The sequence below is a fragment of the Pseudomonas sp. NPDC089734 genome, assembly GCF_044748865.1.
Lineage (GTDB): Bacteria > Pseudomonadota > Gammaproteobacteria > Pseudomonadales > Pseudomonadaceae > Aquipseudomonas.
In genome coordinates this window covers 119,677-136,675 of record NZ_JBIVGV010000010.1, presented here as the reverse complement: position 1 = coordinate 136,675, position 16,999 = coordinate 119,677, and the positions used below count along the sequence as shown (strand labels likewise).

Below are 16,999 nucleotides of genomic sequence, written 5' to 3'. Positions count from 1 at the left end.
GTTGCCTTGTGGGCGCGGGCGGCCGTTTCTCTCTACTTCACCTGTGCAGTGGTGAAGTTGTTATTGGTCAGCGGGCTGATATGAAAGCCTTCGACATTCTTACGCATTGCAACGAACAGTTTCGGATACGCCAGGCTTATCCATGGTTGCTCCTGGTTGAACACTTGCTGGGCTTGCCTGTAGAGCACGGCACGTTCGGCGGGGTCGGTTTTTTCCCTGGCCTGGGTGATCGCGTCTTCAAAGACCTTGTTGCACCAGCGAGCGTAGTTTTCGCCATTTTTTGCGGCATCGCAGCTCAGGTTCGGGGTCAGGAAGTTATCCGGATCGCCGTTGTCGCCTGCCCAGCCTGCAAACACCATGTCATGTTCGCCATTCTTGGCGCGTTTAAGCATCTCGCCCCATTCCATGACGCGAATGTCCAGCTTGATACCGACCTTGGCCAGATCTCCCTGCAACATCTGGGCCCCGACCAACGGATTCGGGTTGGTCACGGCACCGCCATTGCGTGCGAACAGGGTAAACACCTGTCCCTCTGGAACACCGGCCTCTTTGAGTAAGGTACGGGCTTTTGCCGGATCGTACGGCGGGCTCTGGCTATCGTTGTCGTAGCCGATCATGGTCGGTGGGTAGGGGCCGACGCCCTCGGTGGCCTTGCCTTCGCCAAACAGTGCCTTGATGTAGGACTTCTTGTCGAACGCCAGGTTGATCGCTTGTCGTACACGCACATCGCCCAGGTATTGGTGCGACGTGTTGATGGCGACATAACTGGTCATCATGGCTTCCATCTCGTCGATCTTGAGATTCGGGTCAGCCTTGATGTTCGCAATATCGTCAGGTTTTGGATAAAGCGCAACCTGACATTCATTGGCCTTGAGTTTTTGCAGCCGCGTGTTGTTGTCCAGCGTGATCGCAAAGATCAGCGCTTCACTGGGCACTTTCAGCTTCCAGTAGTCCGGGTTGGCTTTATAGCGGACCTGCGCGTCCTTGGCATAGCGCGTCAGGATGAACGGACCGGTGCCGATGGGTTTGCTGTTGAGTTCGGCAGTCTTGTCACGCTTGAGCAACTGATCGGCGTACTCGGCCGAGTAGATCGAGGTGAACGGCATGGCCAGGTTGCGCAGAAAAGGCGATTCCGCCCGCGTGAGGGTGAACTTCACGGTGTAGTCGTCGAGTTTTTCGACGCTTTTGAGCAGGTCCTTGAAGCCCATGCTCTCGAAATAGGGGTAGCCGACCAGCGAACGGGCATGCCAGGGATGGCTGGTATCCATCTGCCGCTGGAAGCTCCAGAGCACATCTTCGGCGTTCATGTCGCGGGTGGGCTTGAAATAGTCGGTGGTCTGGAATTTGACCCCGTGTCTCAGCTTGAAGGTGTAGCTCAGGCCATCAGGGCTGATCTCCCAGCTTTCGGCCAGGCCGGGAACGGTATCCGTGGTGCCGGGGGCGAAAGCCACCAGGCGCTCAAGGATGGTTTCCGCCGAAGCGTCTGCGGTGACCGCCGTGGTGTATTGCACGATATCGAAGCCTTCCGGGCTGGCTTCGGTACAGACCACCAGCGGTTTGGCACAGACACTGGCAGCGAGGCCGAATACAGCGATGGCGATCGAGGCGCGTAGTGTGAGTCGTTTCAATAGAAACCTCCTTTTGCAGTGCGGAAGCCATGGCTGCGGTGTATGTCATGCCCATGGCACGACACGCACCGCAACGGCATGACCGGTTACAGAATCTTGAACGGAATGGTGGTCACGATGCGCAGCTCGTTGATGTTGCCATCTGACTGGAACTCACTGGCGCGGTGGGTGGTGTAGGTGGCGCGAATGGTGGTGGCCTTGAGTGGGCCGGACTGAACGGCGTAGGTGGTGCCGACGCCGTACTCATAGTGATGCTCGCCATCCATCCGGTTGACGTCGCTGTAGGCGGTGCCCTTGTAGTGAGTACCGTCGATGCCCCAGCCACGCGCCTGATAGGCATTGAACTTCAGACCGGGTACGCCATAGCTGCTCATGTCGATCACATAGCTGAGCTGCAGGGATTTTTCGTTCGGGCCGTTGAAGTCCGAGAACAGGGAGTTGGCCAGGAAGATGGCGTTGGTTTCATGGGCATAGTCGAAGTATTCGTTGCCCATGACTTCCTGATACGCGATACCGAAGCTGTGCGCCCGGTGGGTCGCGGTGAAGGACAGGCTGTAGGTATCGTTATCGATCGGCCCCAGCTTGCTCTGACCTGCATCCTTGGTCTTGTAGTAGTTGAGGTTGGTGCTCAGGGCCACTTCCTTGCTGTCACCGATTTCGTGGGTGAAACCGAAGTAGTACTGTTTCCAGATATCTTCCAGATCCGAGGCGTACAGGCTGGTGGTCAGGTTGTCGAACGGCTTGTAGTCCGCGCCCACCATGCTCAGGCGGTCTGCGTTGGCGTTGTTGGTGGCGTATTCGGAGCGGAACTTGCTCAGGCTCTGTTCGGTACGGGGTGAAACCCGGTCGAAGCTGGCGGCCTGAATGGACAGGTTGTTCAGTTCATCGCTCTGCAAGGCAAAGCCCTGGAAGCTGGAAGGCAAGGAACGGTTACCGATGTAGGCGATGACCGGCGTGTTCACCGACTGGCGGCCTGCCGTAAGCGTGGTATTGGAGATACGGGCCTTGACGTTGCCCAGGCCCAGCTTGCTCCATTGCCCGACGGCATCTCCGTCGCTGTCGGCCAGCGTCCGGTTGGAACTGCCTGCGATGTTCTTGCGATCCCTTTCCAGCGCGATGGCGTTGTACAGGGCGACTTCGGTGCTGAAGCCGATCGTGCCCTGAGTGAAGCCCGAGCTGTAATTGACGATGGTGCCTTGTGCCCAGTTGATGCGGCGAGGGGTCGGTGTCGCCACGCCGTTCTTCTGATAACTGAACCGGTCATCGCGACGACGCAGTTCGTTGGAATACCAGTTACGGGTGGTACCGGTCAGGTGCTGATCCTCGAAGAAACCTTTGGCTTCGTCCTGTGCACTGGAGGTGTTCAACTGGGTCGGGATGAAGCTGTGGCTGCTTTCCTCTGCCTGGGTTACCGCACCGAAGGAGGTCAGAGATAAGGCAAGCAATGCCGTGCTGGTTGTTTTCAAGATGTACTGCTCCTTTGTACCGCTTTTATAAACGCCAGATTTTTTCTGTCTGGCTTGGGGAATGTCAGGTTTGAAGCCTGACTTTGTTTTTATGGTTCAGGCACCCGAGTGCACCGCTTTCTGCCTGAAAACGATGCACGCGGATGGCCTTGTGAATCAGTCCTTGAGGCTGACTCCCGAGAAACTGTTGCGCCCGAACGGGCTGACATGGAACCCCTGAACGTCGGCGCGCAACGGCTGGCTGACCGTTGAATGCGCCACAGGGGTAATGGGGACCTGCTCCTTGAGGTAGTGCTGTGCCTGTTTGTACAGGCCGATGCGTTTTTCCCGGTCGGTGGTGGAAATGGCCGCCTTGATCAGGGCGTCGTATTTCTCGTCGCACCACATCGAATAGTTGTTACCGCCAATCGCGGCACAGCTGTAAAGAGTGCCCAGCCAGTTGTCCGGGTCGCCGTTGTCACCGGTCCAGCCGATCAGCGAGATGTCGTGCTCCCCGTTTTTGGTGCGCTTGAGGTACTCACCCCACTCATAGCTGACGATCTTGACCTTGATGCCGACCTTGGCCCAGTCCGCCTGAAGCATTTCGGCCATCAGCTTGGCATTGGGGTTGTAAGGGCGCTGGACCGGCATGGCCCACAGCGTCAGCTCGGTGCCCTCCTTGACGCCAGCGGCACGCAGCAGCTCTTTGGCTTTTTCCGGATCGAAAGGCGTGTCCTTGATGGTGTCGTCATAGGACCACTGGGTTGGAGGCATGGCGTTGACGGCCAGTTGTCCCGACCCCTGATACACCGCGTTGATGATGGCCTGCTTGTTGACCGCCATGTCCAGCGCCTTGCGCACTTGCAGATTGCCCAGAGGCTCATGACGCACGTTGTAGGAGATATAGCCCAGGTTGAAGCCGGGGCGTTGCAGTACCTGCAATTGCTTGTCGGCCTTCAGGGCTTCGAGGTCGGCAGGGCGAGGGTTGAGCGAAACCTGGCACTCGTTCTTGCGCAGCTTCTGCATGCGCACCGAGGCGTCGGTATTGATGGCGAAAATCAACTGGTCGATCTTGACGCGGCTCGGGTCCCAGTATTCCTTGTTGGCCTTGTAGCGAATCTGCGAGTCCTTCTGATAGCGCTGAAACACGAAGGGCCCCGTGCCGATCGGTTGCTGGTTGATATCCCGTGGGTCGCCCTTGGCCATGAGTTGTTCGGCGTATTCGGCCGAGAGGATCGAGGCGAAGTTCATGGCGATGTTCTGAATGAATGCCGCATCGACGGTATTGAGGGTGAAAACGACGGTCAGTGGCCCGGTCTTTTCGATGGACTTGATCTTCTTGTTCAGCCCCATGCCGTTGAAATAAGGGAACTCGGTCGGATAGGCCACGCGAAACGGGTGATCGGTCTTGAGCATGCGGTTGAAGGTAAACACCACATCGTCGGCATTGAAGTCGCGGCTGGGCTTGAAGTCCTTGTTGCTGTGGAACTTGACGCCTTCTCTCAAGTGGAAGGTGTAGACCAGCCCGTCGGGAGAAACATCCCAGCTGGTTGCCAGTGCCGGGACGGCCGTGGTGTCGCCGGGCTTGAATTCGGTCAGGCGGTTGTAGATGGGCTCTGCGGCATCGTTGTCTGTCGCGGCGGTGTACTGGGCCGTGTCGAAACCGGCCGGGCTGGCTTCGGAACAGAACACCAGGCTGTTGGCGGCTTGTGTTGCCGTTGTTGAACCGAGCAGCCCCAGCAGCGATGTCATTGCGATAGTTTTACGCATACATGATCCCTATTTCCCAAAGGACGAGTGATAGCACACATATGTAACTACACGTCCGAAAGCAATAATGTGAAGTAACAACGTCTGCAATCCCACATGGAATATAGCTATTCATGACGGTATGTCGGCCGAAGCTTGCGGTAAATAGGTTCGCAGGACTCAGTTGTTGTAGGAAAAAATCTTATTGTTAGTAGGTGGTTGCTTTTAATAGCCAGGCCACTGCGTTTATTTTTCCATTCAGAGAATCAGGGGCCTGCGCTGTATAAACAGCGCAGGCAAATTGCTATTACTTCACGCCGACTCCATAAAAGGAGTTCAGGCCAAACGGACTGATCTTGAAGTCCACAACGGTATTGCGCATCGGTTGATAGACCGTCGAGTGCGCGATAGGGGTCATCGGTACGGCATCCTTGAGAAGGTGCTGGGCTTGTTTGTATAGCTCGGTACGTTTGGCCTGGTCCGGAGTGGCCTTGGCCTGTTTGATCACCGCGTCGTAAGGCTTGTCGCACCACTTGGAGAAGTTGTTGCCATTGATGGCATCGCAGCCGAACAGGGTGCCCAGCCAGTTGTCCGGGTCGCCGTTGTCACCGCTCCAGCCAATCAGCATGGCGCCGTTTTCGCCGGACTTGGAGCGTTTGATGTACTCGCCCCACTCATAACTGACGATCTTGGCGTTGATGCCGATCTTCTTCCAGTCGGCCTGAAGCATCTCGGCCATCAACCTGGCGTTGGGGTTGTAGGGGCGCTGGACGGGCATCGCCCACAGGGTGATTTCGGTGCCTTCCTTGATGCCGGCTTCCTTGAGCAGGGCCTTGGCCTTTTCGGGATCGTACTTGGCGTCCTTGATGGTGGTGTCATAGGACCACTGGGTGGGTGGCATGGCGTTGACCGCCAGTTGCCCGGCGCCCTGGTAGACCGAGTCGATGATCTGCTGTTTGTTGACCGCCATGTCCAGCGCCTGACGAACTTTCAACTGCGCCATCGGGTTGGGTTCGTCGCTGCCTTTGATCTTGTCCATCACGTTGTAGGCGATGTAACCCAGGTTGAAGCCTGCCTGATCGGGCATCAGCAGGTTCTTGTCGGCCTTGAGCGGCTCAAGGTCGGCAGGGCGAGGATAGGCCGTGATCTGGCATTCGTTCTTCTTGAGCTTCTGCATGCGCACCGACGGGTCGGTGGTGATGGCGAAGATCAGGTTGTCGACCTTGACGTCTTCAGGCTTCCAGTAATCCTTGTTGCCGGTGTAACGGATGTTGGAGTCTTTCTGGTAGCTCTTGAACACGAACGGGCCAGTGCCGATGGGCTTCTGGTTGATGTCCGCCGCCTTGCCTTCCTTGAGAAGCTGCGCGCCGTACTCGGCGGACTGGATCGACGCGAAGGACATGGCCATGTTCTGGATGAAGGCGGCATCGACTGTGTTGAGCACGAACTTCACGGTGTAGTCGTCGACTTTTTCGACCTTGGCGATGTTGGTGTCCATGCCCATGTCGGTGAAGTAGGGGAATTCGGTCGGGGCCGCTTTGCGGAACGGCTGCTCCTTGTCGATCATGCGATTGAACGTGAACAGCACGTCATCGGCGTTGAAATTACGGCTGGGCTTGAAGTACGGCGTTGTGTGGAACTTGACGCCCTGACGCAGATGGAAAGTGTAGGTCAGCACGTCCGGAGAAACCTCCCAACGGGTTGCCAGGCCTGGCTCTACAGCGGTTCCGCCACGCTCGAACTGGACCAGCCGGTTGAAAACGGTTTCGGCCGAGGCGTCGAAATCGGTACCGGTCGTGTACTGCGCCGGGTCGAAACCCGCCGGGCTGCCCTCTGAGCAGAACACAAGGTTGGATGCCGCCTGGGCGAAGGGTGCGCTGGCCAGCAGGCTTGCGCCGACGATGAACGGAATGACTGCGTGTTTGAGCATGGAGGCCTCAGTTATTGTCATTGGGAGGGAACGACCATGAGCCGATCCGTCCGATACTTATGCAGGGGTCATACCCGAAGCAAGAACCTGACGTCAAAGAGGCGGTAAAAAGTGGAACGAGCGTACAGGAATGTCGCGAAAGTATAATTTTTGCGCAGTTGATCGTTTGCGCGATGTCATTTGAAGCGTTATCGCACCATTAACACGCAACCGGGCGTGTTGAATGCACCCGGTTGGTGTCGAGCTGTTACCTGATTCTGGAAGGCGTTACTTGCTCAGACTGACGCCATAGAACGGCGTCAGGCCAAACGGGCTGATCTTGAAGTCCTGAACTTCCACGCGCATGGGCTGGAACACTTTGGAGTTGGCAATCGGCGTGATCGGCACCTGCGTCTTGAGCACTTTCTGCGCCTGTTGATACAGCTTGATGCGCTCGTCACGGCTGGTGGTCACCTTGGCCTGTTGCACCAGCTTGTCGTACGCCGGGTCGCACCATTTGGCATAGTTGCTGCCCTTGACCGCCGCACAGCTGTACAGCACGCCCAGCCAGTTGTCCGGGTCACCGTTGTCGCCGGTCCAGCCGTAGATCATCACATCATGCTCGCCGGCCTTGGCGCGCTTCATGTACTCGCCCCACTCATAGGTGACGATGTTGGCCTTGATGCCGATCTTCTCCCAGTCGGACTGAATCATCTGGGCCGACATCCGGGCGTTGGGGTTGGAGGCACGCTGAACGGTCATGGCCCACAGGTTGATCTGCGTGCCCGGTGCGATCCCGGCTTCTTTGAGCAATTGTCTGGCCTTGGCCGGGTCGTAGGGGGCGTCCTTGATGGTCGGGTCGAAGCCCCATTGGCCGGGCGGCAGGGCGTTTTCGGCCAGTTGCCCGGCGCTCTGGTAGACCGCCTTGATGATGGCCGGTTTATCGATGGCCATGTCCAACGCCTGCCGGACCTTGAGCTGGTCCAGTGGCGGGTGGGTCACGTTATAGGCGATGAAGCCCAGGTTGAAGCCCGGCTGGCTCAGGACCTTGAGTTTTGTGTCTTTCTGGAACTCTTCGATGTCCTGCGGGCGAGGGTAGCCGCTGACCTGACATTCACCGGCCTTGAGTTTTTGCAGGCGTACGGCGGCATCGCTGTTGATCGAGAAGATCAGGTTGTCGATCTTCACGTCTTCGGGCTTCCAGTATTCCTTGTTACCCACGTAACGAATCTGTGAATCCTTCTGGTAGCGCTTGAAGACGAAGGGGCCGGTCCCGATGGGTTTCTGGTTCAACTGGTCGGCCTTGCCTTCCTTGAGCAGTTGAGCCGCGTATTCGGCTGACTGGATCGACGCGAAGCTCATGGCCAGGTTCTGTACGAACGCTGCATCGATATTGTTCAGGTTGAACCTGACAGTATGGGCATCGACCTTTTCAATGTTCTTGATGGTGGTGTTCAGGCCCATGTCGGTGAAATAGGGCGATTCGGAAGGGTAGGCCTTGCGAAACGGCTGGTCGGGATCGAGCAGCCGATTGAAGGTGAACAGCACATCGTCGGCATCGAAAGGCCGGGTTGGCTTGAAGTAGTCGGTGGTGTGGAAACGGACGCCTTCGCGCAGGTGGAAGGTGTAACTCAGGCCATCGGCCGAAACCTCCCAGCGAGTCGCCAGCCCTGGCTCCACTTCTGTCCCGCCACGCTTGAACTGAGTCAACCGGTTGAAGACCGTTTCGGCCGAGGCATCGAAATCGGTACCACTGGTGTACTGGCTCGGGTCGAAGCCGGCCGGGCTGGCCTCGGAGCAATACACCAGGGTGCTGGCGGCCTGTGCCAGTGGAGCGCAGGCCAACAGCGCGGTGGTCAGAAGCAGCGGTTTGAAGATCGTATGTCCCATGAAACCCCTCGCAAAGTGCGGCAATAACCGTTCTGAATATCGACAAGCGGATAGACAGCGGATAGTGCCGCATTTGTCGGGTGTCGGACAGTGCTCTTACTTGCCAGTGATTCTGTTCCACAGGTCCGACAGTGAAGTGCTTTCATAAAAGGTTTTCAGGAAGCTGGAGCTGTCCTGATTGAAGTTCTGCAAACCGTTCCTTGCACTGTTTCGCAATTGCTTATGGGTACGGTCCAGATCGCTTTTGGCCGCGGCATGCCTGACACGTTCGGGGTTGTGGCCTGCCCAGTTGCGCACCAGCGCGTCTTGCCAGTCGGTGTCCATGGGGTGGGCGAAGAACCGGGCGGCCACCTGCGCCGCCGGCACGACATCGGCCTTGTTGTGCCATTGCCCCCGGATTGCCTGACCGACCTGAAGCACAGCTCTTTCCGCCAGCCGTGCCGCCAGTGAGTGCAGTGGATGTTCGGCATGGTCCTTGGCCAGCTGGGAGTGCGACGGGTCTGTGGAGCCACTGGTGTTCGGGTCGTCTCCCAGGGCGGTCTGGAAGTCGTCGACGCTGTTGCCGAGCCATGTCGTCAGGCCTTGCATTGCGGTACCGATGGCATTGCCCGCGATTCTTCCCGGTGTGCCAATGAAGGCATAGAAGCGTTCGACCTGCTCGGAGAATGGCAGGCTGGCCCATTGATCGCGGGTGGTCAGAAAGGCCTCATAGGCTTGTAGCAGTTGCTCGTTCGGGTGTTCGCCGAGCAGGATCAGGATGATCTGGTCGCGCTCGTAACGTTCCCCGGCCTTGATGGCCTCAAACGGCCTGTTTTCCGTCGAGAACAGAATCCTGCCCAGGGGCGCGGCAAGGCTGGCGATGATGTCGCTGCCACCAAACATGCCGGTCACCAATGGCAGCCGATGCTTGCAGTCGGCTTCGGAGGTCCAGGGCAGTACGTTGGTATGTCCCAGCTTTATCAGGCTCAGTTCGACGAAGTTGGAGTGGGCAAAGAAGTCTTCGAGGATATGCAGTGCCGAGCCGAGCGCGCGTAGCCCGTCGGTGGACTCGGGGCCAGCCTGCACGGCCTTGTCGAGCTCTGCGCTCATGACGTCCACCGAGCGCTGGATATAGCGTTTCATGGACGTTGAGGCATCGACCTGCAGGAGCGGGTCGTCCGGGTGCACCCAATCCTCGAAGTCGGCATCGCGCTCCCTGGGGTTGGCCGGCTGCGGGTTGATGACCCTGGGGTTGTCGATGTGCTCGCTGGGGCGGTAAACGCCCAGTCTTTGCGGCGTGACGGTGAAGCCTGGCCGGTCGGTTTTCATCAGATCGGGGAATTCGCGCACGGCCAGTACGTCCACGATCCGGGTCAGGGCCTCCCGGGACAGGACATCCGGGAAGCGCTTGGGCATGGTGGTGGCGCGCACGATCTTCGGGTCGAGCAGTTGCGAGTAGTCACGCAGCCAGTTGCCGAAGTAGATGGCCCGTATCTGGTCTTTTCTGAAACCGGCCGTTTCAAGCACCGCTTCGATCGAACCGTGGGTGGCCTTGTCTTTATTGCCCTGCCCGGCGTCAAAGCGGGGCGCGGCGGAAAGAGGTTCAAAGACCTCGTTAGGAGGATTCATCCGTGATTCCTTGAGGGTTGTTAACAAATGATGTGTCGGGATTTTACGGAGTGCAGGGCAGGGGAAAATCAGGCAAGGCGTTGAGCCTTGTAGGGCGAGGGAACGCAGGTTGTCGGGCGGGGGCGGGTCCTGTTTTTCGCGAATGAATTCGCTCCTGTGGCTCGCGCAGGAGCGGACTCATCCGTAATGATCAGGGGATCTGCACTTCAATCACGCCATCGGCGGACACGTTGACCTGGCTGGTGCCGGCCTCTACATCGGGTGTGGGAGCCGCATCGGCGCGTTCGGCTTTCATCATCATGGCCGGGGCGCGCAGGTAGGGCTGTGGATAACCCGACGTGTTGAGGTTCAGGTTGACCAGTTTATAGCCCGTGCCACCCAATGCTTCGGTGACCAGTTGGGCGCGGGCCTTGAAGGCTGTCACGGCATCCTTGAGCAGGGCGTCTTCGCTGGCCTTGCGGGCCGGGGAGGAGATGGAGAAGTCCATGCCGCCCATTTTCAGGTCATTGAGCAATTCGCCTGTCAGTCTGGACAACGCTGCGAAATCGGCGCTTTCCAGACGCAACTCGGCGCGTTCTCGCCAGCCGGTGATGGTCTGGCCTTTTTCGCCATAGATGGGGTAACTGTTGCGGCTGCCCTGGCGAACGGTCACGTCCTTGACCTGGCGTGCCTGGCCCAGAGCCTTGTTCAGGGTTTCGGTGATCTGAGCGGCGAGTCTGGCCGGGTCGCTGTCCTGGGCTTCGCTGTAGAGCGTTACGAGCATCAGGTCGCGGGGGACCTCCTGATTGACTTCGGCACGCAGTGAAATCTGGTTGTAACGGGCTTCGTCTGCCATGGCCTGGGCGCAGGCCAGGGCCGCGATGCCCAGGGTCATGATCAGAGCGACGGGGCGAAGATTGAACATGAGAAACTCCTTGTTATAGAGGTGCCAGCCTTCGACTGTCGGACTGACACGAATCCATGAGACTGTGATCGGCGGTTCCGGTTCCAGACAGAAAACAGGTGTGGTGCTTTGACGCACTTTTCCAGTTTTGCTTCCTGCTTGGTTATACTCGCTTCGGTCCGCCTGGAGCGCTCATCAGGAGAGCTCATGCTCGCCCCCGTTCAAATGCTTTCAGCCTCGCGCCAGAACCTGTGGCGCCTGACATTCATCCGCACCCTGGTGCTGGCCGCGCAAGCAGGCTCGGTCGGGATTGCCTGGCTGTTCGATGTCCTGCCGCTGCCGTGGTTTCCGCTGTGGATTACCCTCGGCTGCTCGATGACTTTGTGCGTCTTGACGGTCATCCGGTTGCGCACGTCATGGCCGGTCACTGAGCTGGAATATGCCCTGCAACTGGCGCTGGACCTGATCATCCACAGTGCGCTGCTGTATTTTTCCGGCGGGTCGACCAACCCGTTCGTGTCCTATTACCTGGTGCCTCTGACCATTGCCGCCGTGACCCTGCCATGGCGCTATTCCCTGATCCTGTCGGGCATTGCCCTGGCGCTCTACACCCTGCTGCTGGCCAAGTCCTACCCACTGGAAACCTACCCCATCTCCAGAGAGAACATGCAGGTCTACGGCATGTGGCTCAGCTTTGCCCTGGCGGCGGCGGTGATCACTTTCTTTGCCGCCAAGATGGCTGAAGAGCTGCGTCGGCAGGAGCAGATGAGGGCTGTGCGTCGCGAAGAAGGCTTGCGTGACGAGCAGTTGCTGGCGGTCGCGACTCAGGCCGCCGGTGCGGCTCATGAGCTGGGTACTCCCCTGGCGACCATGAGCGTGTTGCTCAAGGAGATGCGTCAGGACCATGGTGACCCTGAGTTGCAGGAGGATCTGTCGGTCCTGCAAGAGCAGGTCAAGCAATGCAAGCAGAGCCTCCAGCAACTGGTTCGTGCCGCCGAGGCCAACCGGCGCATGGCCGTCGAGTATCAGACGGTGATCCACTGGATGGACGAATCGCTCAATCGTTGGCACCTGATGCGCCCCGAAGTCAGCTACCGTTTTTTCCAGTCGGGCAAGGACAGCGTGCCCATGCTGGCACCTCCTCCCGATCTGACCCAGGCGTTGCTCAACCTCCTCAACAACGCCGCCGATGCCTGCCCTGATGACCTTGAAGTCACCTTGAACTGGGACAGTGTGGAAATCTGTATCAATATTCGCGATCACGGCCCGGGCGTACCGCTGGCCATTGCCGAGCAGATCGGCAAACCATTCTTTACCACCAAGGGCAAAGGTTTCGGTCTGGGCCTGTTTTTAAGCAAGGCCAGCGTGACCCGTGCCGGGGGTTCGGTAAAACTCTACCGTCATGAAGAAGGCGGCACGCTCACCGAGCTGCGATTGCCCCGTGACACTCAAGGAGATGAAGCATGAGTGATGACATTCAAGTCGAAGGCGAAGAGCTGCCGCATTTGCTGCTGGTCGACGACGACGCAACGTTCACCCGTGTGATGGCGCGAGCCATGAGCCGCCGGGGATTCCGGGTCAGCACCGCAGGCTCGGCCGAGGAAGGGCTGGTCATTGCCCAGCAGGATATCCCTGAGTACGCGGCCCTCGACCTGAAAATGGACGGCGATTCCGGCCTGGTGCTGCTGCCCAAGCTGCTGGAGCTGGACCCCGAGATGCGCGTGGTGATTCTCACCGGTTATTCGAGCATCGCGACAGCGGTCGAGGCGATCAAGCGTGGTGCCTGCAACTACCTCTGTAAACCGGCTGATGCCGACGACGTGCTGGCGGCGTTGCTGTCCGAGCATGCCAACCTCGACACACTGGTCCCGGAAAACCCCATGTCGGTGGACCGTCTGCAATGGGAGCATATCCAGCGTGTCCTGACCGAGCACGAAGGCAATATCTCGGCAACGGCCCGTGCGTTGGGCATGCATCGCCGGACCTTGCAGCGCAAACTGCAGAAGCGCCCCGTGCGTCGTTGATGAACTTTTATTCATGAGGAAGGCGGGGGTTTTTGCTTCATTGTGAACAGGCATTGATCTTCTTTCAGATAGAAGCCTGAACCATGAATCGCAACCCTGAAGCCAACGAGGCCCCGAGCGGCGCGTTTCTCCCCAGAGTATGGAAGCTGATCACGCCTTATTGGCGCAGTGAAGAAAAGGGCATGGCCTGGTTGCTGCTGGCAGCCGTGATTGCCCTTTCCTTGTTCAGTGTGGAAGTGTCGGTCCAGGTCAACAGCTGGTACCGGGATTTCTACAACGCACTGGAAAAGAAAGACCTGGCGTCTTTCACCCACCTGATTCTCTATTTCTGCGCCATCGCTGCCGTGGCGATTCTGGGAGCGGTGTATCGCCTCTACCTGACGCAGATGCTCACCATTCGCTGGCGTCGCTGGCTGACCGAGCAACATTTTGCCAAGTGGCTCAGCCACAAGAACTACTACCAGCTGGAACAGACGGGCCATACCGACAACCCCGACCAGCGTCTGTCCGAGGACCTTGATCAGTTCACCACCCGAACCCTGTCACTGGGCATCGGGTTACTGAGCAACGTGGTCAGTCTGGTGTCGTTCTCGGTCATTCTGTGGGGCGTTTCCGGCAGCATCGACGTCTTTGGCATCACGGTGCCCGGTTACATGTTCTGGGCGGCGCTGGTGTATGCGGTGGTGGGCAGTTGGCTGACGCACCTGATCGGGCGGCGTCTGATCGTGCTGAGCAATCAACAGGAACGTTTTGAAGCCGACCTGCGTTTTGCCCTGGTGCGGGTGCGGGAGAATGCTGAAAGCATCGCGCTCTGCGACGGCGAACCCAATGAGCAACAGCGTCTGGGCAGGCGTTTCGGCATGATCTGGACGAACTTTCGCTCCATCATGACGGTCCAGAAGCGCCTGACCTTTTTCACCGCAGGCTATTCGCAGATTGCGCTGATCTTTCCGTTCATCGTGGCTGCGCCCCGGTATTTTGCGGGCAAGATCGAGCTGGGCGACCTCATGCAGATCAACTCGGCCTTTGGCAGCGTTCAGGAAAACTTCAGCTGGTTCATCGACGCCTATGCATCCCTGGCGTCATGGCGGGCCACTTGCGACCGTCTGCTCAGTTTCCGTCAGGGCATGGATGACCATGAAGCCCGAGACTCTGCCATCACGATCCTGCGCGAAGGCGAGGGGCTGGAGCTGCAGGCGTTGGGGGTGAGCCTGGCCAGCGGGCGTCAACTGTTCAGCGATGCCAGCCTGTCCATCGTGGCCGGTGAGCGCGTCATGCTCAGTGGTCGCTCGGGCAGTGGCAAGAGCACGCTGCTGCGTGCATTGGGTGGGTTGTGGTCGTCGGGACAAGGGAAGATCCGGCTGCCGAGCGAACCTTACATGTTCCTGCCGCAAAAGCCGTATCTGCCGATGGGGCCGCTGCGCGAAGCCTTGAGTTATCCACAGACCTCGGGGCAATACCCGCCCGAGCGATTCGTTGATGTGTTGCGTACCTGTCGTCTGGAGCATCTGGTGCCGAGGCTGGATGAGCGCAATCATTGGCAACGGCTGTTATCGCCTGGCGAGCAACAGCGGCTGGCCTTTGCCCGGGTGTTGTTGTCCAGACCGAAATGGTTGTATCTGGACGAAGCCACCAGTGCCATGGACGAGGAGGATGAGGCGGTGTTGTATCAGGCGCTGCTTGATGAGTTGCCTGACATCACCTTGCTCAGCGTGGGGCATCGCAGCAGCCTCAAGCGTTTTCATGATCGGTATTGGCGGGTCGAAGAGGGCGCAGTGGTCGAGCAGGCAGTACCGCAATACCTGGCTTGAAATAGAGTGAACCGTTTTCAGGGGTGTGATCGTACAACTGCTGCGCTATGATTGGCCCTTGTTTAACAGTGCCGAGACCAATGTTGGATATGGAAAAGCAAAGCGCTGCGCCCCGCGCACGTAGAAAGCACCGCAGCCTTGCGCAGGAACTGGTGACTGAGCTGTCCGAGCGTATCAGCAGCGGGCAGCTCAAACGTGGCGACAAGCTACCGACCGAGTCCGCCATCATGGATGAACAGGGCGTGAGCCGGACGGTGGTGCGCGAGGCCATTTCCCGTCTGCAGGCGTCCGGTCTGGTCGAAACCCGGCATGGTATCGGGACCTTTGTTCTGGATATTCCGAGCCCCAGCGGTTTTCGGATCGACCCGGCCACCATCGTCACCTTGCGTGACGTCCTGGCGATTCTGGAATTGCGCATCAGCCTGGAAGTCGAATCCGCCGGGCTGGCCGCCCAGCGCCGCAGCGATGAACAACTGGCGGCCATGCGTGCAGCGCTCGATGCCTTGAACGAAAGCGCAGCTCACGCCAGCGATGCGGTGGCTTCGGACTTCCAGTTCCACCTGCAGATTGCCCTCTCGACCGGCAATCGTTACTTCACCGATATCATGACCCACCTGGGCGCCAGCATCATTCCGCGCACGCGTCTGAATTCGGCCCGTCTGGCCCATGACGATCAGCAGCACTACATGAATCGCCTGAGCCGCGAGCACGAAGAAATCTACGAAGCCATTGCCCGCCAGGACGCCGACGCCGCCCGCGCCGCCATGCGCCTGCACCTGACCAACAGCCGCGAACGCCTGCGCCATGCCCATGAAGAGGCCGAGTCGCAGACGGCATGAAGGACGTAGCTGCAAGCCGCAAGCTTTAAGCTTCAAGTCAAAAGCTTGTAGCTTGTAGCTTGTAGCTTGTAGCTTGTAGCTTGTAGCTTGTAGCTTGTAGCTTGTATCCCATCCCTCCCTGACCCCCGTCCTTAAAGGCCTCCACGCCCTTTCATCGCCTGCCCTCCGAAAAACCTGAAAATCCCGGTTGAGACATTTTATTTTCAGTTGTACGATGACTTACGACATCGGATCTGCCCCCGGTGATCCATTCACAATTTTGTCCCACAGGGTGTTCGAATAATGAATCCACAAGAACTGAAGTCCATCCTCTCTGCCGGTCTGCTGTCTTTCCCGGTGACCGATTTCAATGCTCAGGGCGACTTCAATCGCGCGGGCTATATCAAACGTCTTGAGTGGCTGGCCCCGTACGGTGCAAGCGCTCTGTTCGCAGCAGGCGGCACAGGTGAGTTCTTCTCCCTGGCGGCCAGCGAATATTCCGAAATCATCAAGACTGCCGTCGATACCTGCGCGAGCAGCGTGCCTATTCTGGCCGGTGTCGGTGGGTCGACTCGTCAGGCCATCGAATACGCTCAGGAAGCCGAGCGTCTGGGTGCCAAAGGTCTGTTGCTGCTGCCGCACTACCTGACCGAAGCCAGCCAGGACGGCGTTGCCGCCCACGTTGAAGCCGTCTGTAAGTCGGTCAAGATCGGTGTTGTCGTCTACAACCGTAACGTCTGCCGCCTGACCGCTCCGCTGCTGGAAAAACTGGCCGAGCGTTGCCCTAACCTGATCGGCTACAAGGACGGTCTGGGTGATATCGAACTGATGGTTTCGATCCGCCGTCGTCTGGGCGATCGCTTCTCCTACCTGGGTGGTCTGCCGACTGCTGAGGTCTATGCCGCTGCCTACAAGGCACTGGGCGTGCCGGTTTATTCCTCGGCGGTATTTAACTTTGTCCCGAAACTGGCGATGGACTTCTATCACGCCATCGCCCGTGACGATCACGCCGCTGTCGGCAAGATGATCGACGACTTCTTCCTGCCATACCTGGACATTCGTAACCGTAAATCGGGCTATGCCGTGAGCATCGTCAAGGCCGGTGCAAAAATCGCTGGCTACGATGCTGGTCCGGTTCGCGCTCCGCTGACTGATCTGACATCGGAAGAGTTCGAGATGCTGGCTGCACTGATGGACAAACAAGGCAAGCAGTAACACCGCTACAGGCAAAGCC

12 protein-coding genes are annotated in these 16,999 nt (G+C 58.5%); 5 read left to right on the top strand and 7 right to left on the bottom strand.

Going from position 1 to position 16,999, the window contains the following annotated elements:
* Window positions 1–32 precede the first annotated feature (32 nt).
* The 7 genes from ACIPY9_RS14835 to ACIPY9_RS14805 form a co-directional block, all read right to left on the bottom strand.
* Window positions 33–1,628, bottom strand: coding sequence for an ABC transporter substrate-binding protein (locus ACIPY9_RS14835; RefSeq protein ID WP_400702438.1), 1,596 nt, complete (start codon window positions 1,626–1,628; stop codon window positions 33–35).
* 86 nt (window positions 1,629–1,714) lie between these two features.
* Complete coding sequence (locus tag ACIPY9_RS14830) at window positions 1,715–3,094, bottom strand: OprD family porin (protein ID WP_400702435.1); 1,380 nt, start codon at window positions 3,092–3,094, stop codon at window positions 1,715–1,717.
* Between the two features lie 156 nt (window positions 3,095–3,250).
* A complete protein-coding gene (locus tag ACIPY9_RS14825; RefSeq protein WP_400702432.1) occupies window positions 3,251–4,843 on the bottom strand; it encodes an ABC transporter substrate-binding protein in 1,593 nt (530 codons plus the stop codon).
* A gap of 286 nt (window positions 4,844–5,129) precedes the next feature.
* Complete coding sequence (locus ACIPY9_RS14820) at window positions 5,130–6,752, bottom strand: ABC transporter substrate-binding protein (protein ID WP_400702429.1); 1,623 nt, start codon at window positions 6,750–6,752, stop codon at window positions 5,130–5,132.
* A gap of 267 nt (window positions 6,753–7,019) precedes the next feature.
* The gene (locus tag ACIPY9_RS14815; RefSeq protein WP_400702425.1) at window positions 7,020–8,621 is read right to left on the bottom strand and encodes an ABC transporter substrate-binding protein; all 1,602 of its coding nucleotides are present in this window, start codon (window positions 8,619–8,621) and stop codon (window positions 7,020–7,022) included.
* A 96-nt stretch (window positions 8,622–8,717) separates the two neighbouring features.
* The gene (locus tag ACIPY9_RS14810) at window positions 8,718–10,229 is read right to left on the bottom strand and encodes an HET-C-related protein (protein ID WP_400702422.1); all 1,512 of its coding nucleotides are present in this window, start codon (window positions 10,227–10,229) and stop codon (window positions 8,718–8,720) included.
* A 190-nt stretch (window positions 10,230–10,419) separates the two neighbouring features.
* Window positions 10,420–11,133: an SIMPL domain-containing protein gene (locus ACIPY9_RS14805; protein WP_400702419.1), complete on the bottom strand. Its 714-nt coding sequence runs from the start codon at window positions 11,131–11,133 to the stop codon at window positions 10,420–10,422.
* Between the two features lie 186 nt (window positions 11,134–11,319).
* Between ACIPY9_RS14805 and ACIPY9_RS14800 the strand changes: the two genes are divergently transcribed.
* From ACIPY9_RS14800 to kdgD, 5 genes are all read left to right on the top strand, one after another.
* A complete protein-coding gene (locus ACIPY9_RS14800; protein WP_400702416.1) occupies window positions 11,320–12,579 on the top strand; it encodes an ATP-binding protein in 1,260 nt (419 codons plus the stop codon).
* A complete protein-coding gene (locus ACIPY9_RS14795) occupies window positions 12,576–13,136 on the top strand; it encodes a response regulator transcription factor (protein ID WP_400702413.1) in 561 nt (186 codons plus the stop codon). The genes ACIPY9_RS14800 and ACIPY9_RS14795 overlap by 4 nt, the downstream gene beginning before the upstream one ends.
* Window positions 13,137–13,219: 83 nt before the next feature.
* A complete protein-coding gene (locus ACIPY9_RS14790) occupies window positions 13,220–14,947 on the top strand; it encodes an ABC transporter ATP-binding protein/permease (RefSeq protein ID WP_400702411.1) in 1,728 nt (575 codons plus the stop codon).
* An 89-nt stretch (window positions 14,948–15,036) separates the two neighbouring features.
* A complete protein-coding gene (locus ACIPY9_RS14785) occupies window positions 15,037–15,786 on the top strand; it encodes a FadR/GntR family transcriptional regulator (protein ID WP_400702408.1) in 750 nt (249 codons plus the stop codon).
* A gap of 282 nt (window positions 15,787–16,068) precedes the next feature.
* The gene (kdgD, locus tag ACIPY9_RS14780) at window positions 16,069–16,980 is read left to right on the top strand and encodes a 5-dehydro-4-deoxyglucarate dehydratase (RefSeq protein ID WP_400702405.1); all 912 of its coding nucleotides are present in this window, start codon (window positions 16,069–16,071) and stop codon (window positions 16,978–16,980) included.
* The last annotated feature ends 19 nt before the right edge of the window (window positions 16,981–16,999 follow it).

Bases quoted from the DNA above. Each gene is read 5' to 3' on its own strand.
- ACIPY9_RS14785 (WP_400702408.1), top strand. From the start codon at position 15,037: ATGGAAAAGCAAAGCGCTGCGCCCCGCGCACGTAGAAAGCACCGCAGC.
- ACIPY9_RS14820 (WP_400702429.1), bottom strand. From the start codon at position 6,752: ATGCTCAAACACGCAGTCATTCCGTTCATCGTCGGCGCAAGCCTGCTG.
- ACIPY9_RS14790 (WP_400702411.1), top strand. From the start codon at position 13,220: ATGAATCGCAACCCTGAAGCCAACGAGGCCCCGAGCGGCGCGTTTCTC.
- ACIPY9_RS14815 (WP_400702425.1), bottom strand. From the start codon at position 8,621: ATGGGACATACGATCTTCAAACCGCTGCTTCTGACCACCGCGCTGTTG.
- ACIPY9_RS14825 (WP_400702432.1), bottom strand. From the start codon at position 4,843: ATGCGTAAAACTATCGCAATGACATCGCTGCTGGGGCTGCTCGGTTCA.
- ACIPY9_RS14810 (WP_400702422.1), bottom strand. From the start codon at position 10,229: ATGAATCCTCCTAACGAGGTCTTTGAACCTCTTTCCGCCGCGCCCCGC.
- ACIPY9_RS14800 (WP_400702416.1), top strand. From the start codon at position 11,320: ATGCTCGCCCCCGTTCAAATGCTTTCAGCCTCGCGCCAGAACCTGTGG.
- kdgD (WP_400702405.1), top strand. From the start codon at position 16,069: ATGAATCCACAAGAACTGAAGTCCATCCTCTCTGCCGGTCTGCTGTCT.
- ACIPY9_RS14805 (WP_400702419.1), bottom strand. From the start codon at position 11,133: ATGTTCAATCTTCGCCCCGTCGCTCTGATCATGACCCTGGGCATCGCG.
- ACIPY9_RS14795 (WP_400702413.1), top strand. From the start codon at position 12,576: ATGAGTGATGACATTCAAGTCGAAGGCGAAGAGCTGCCGCATTTGCTG.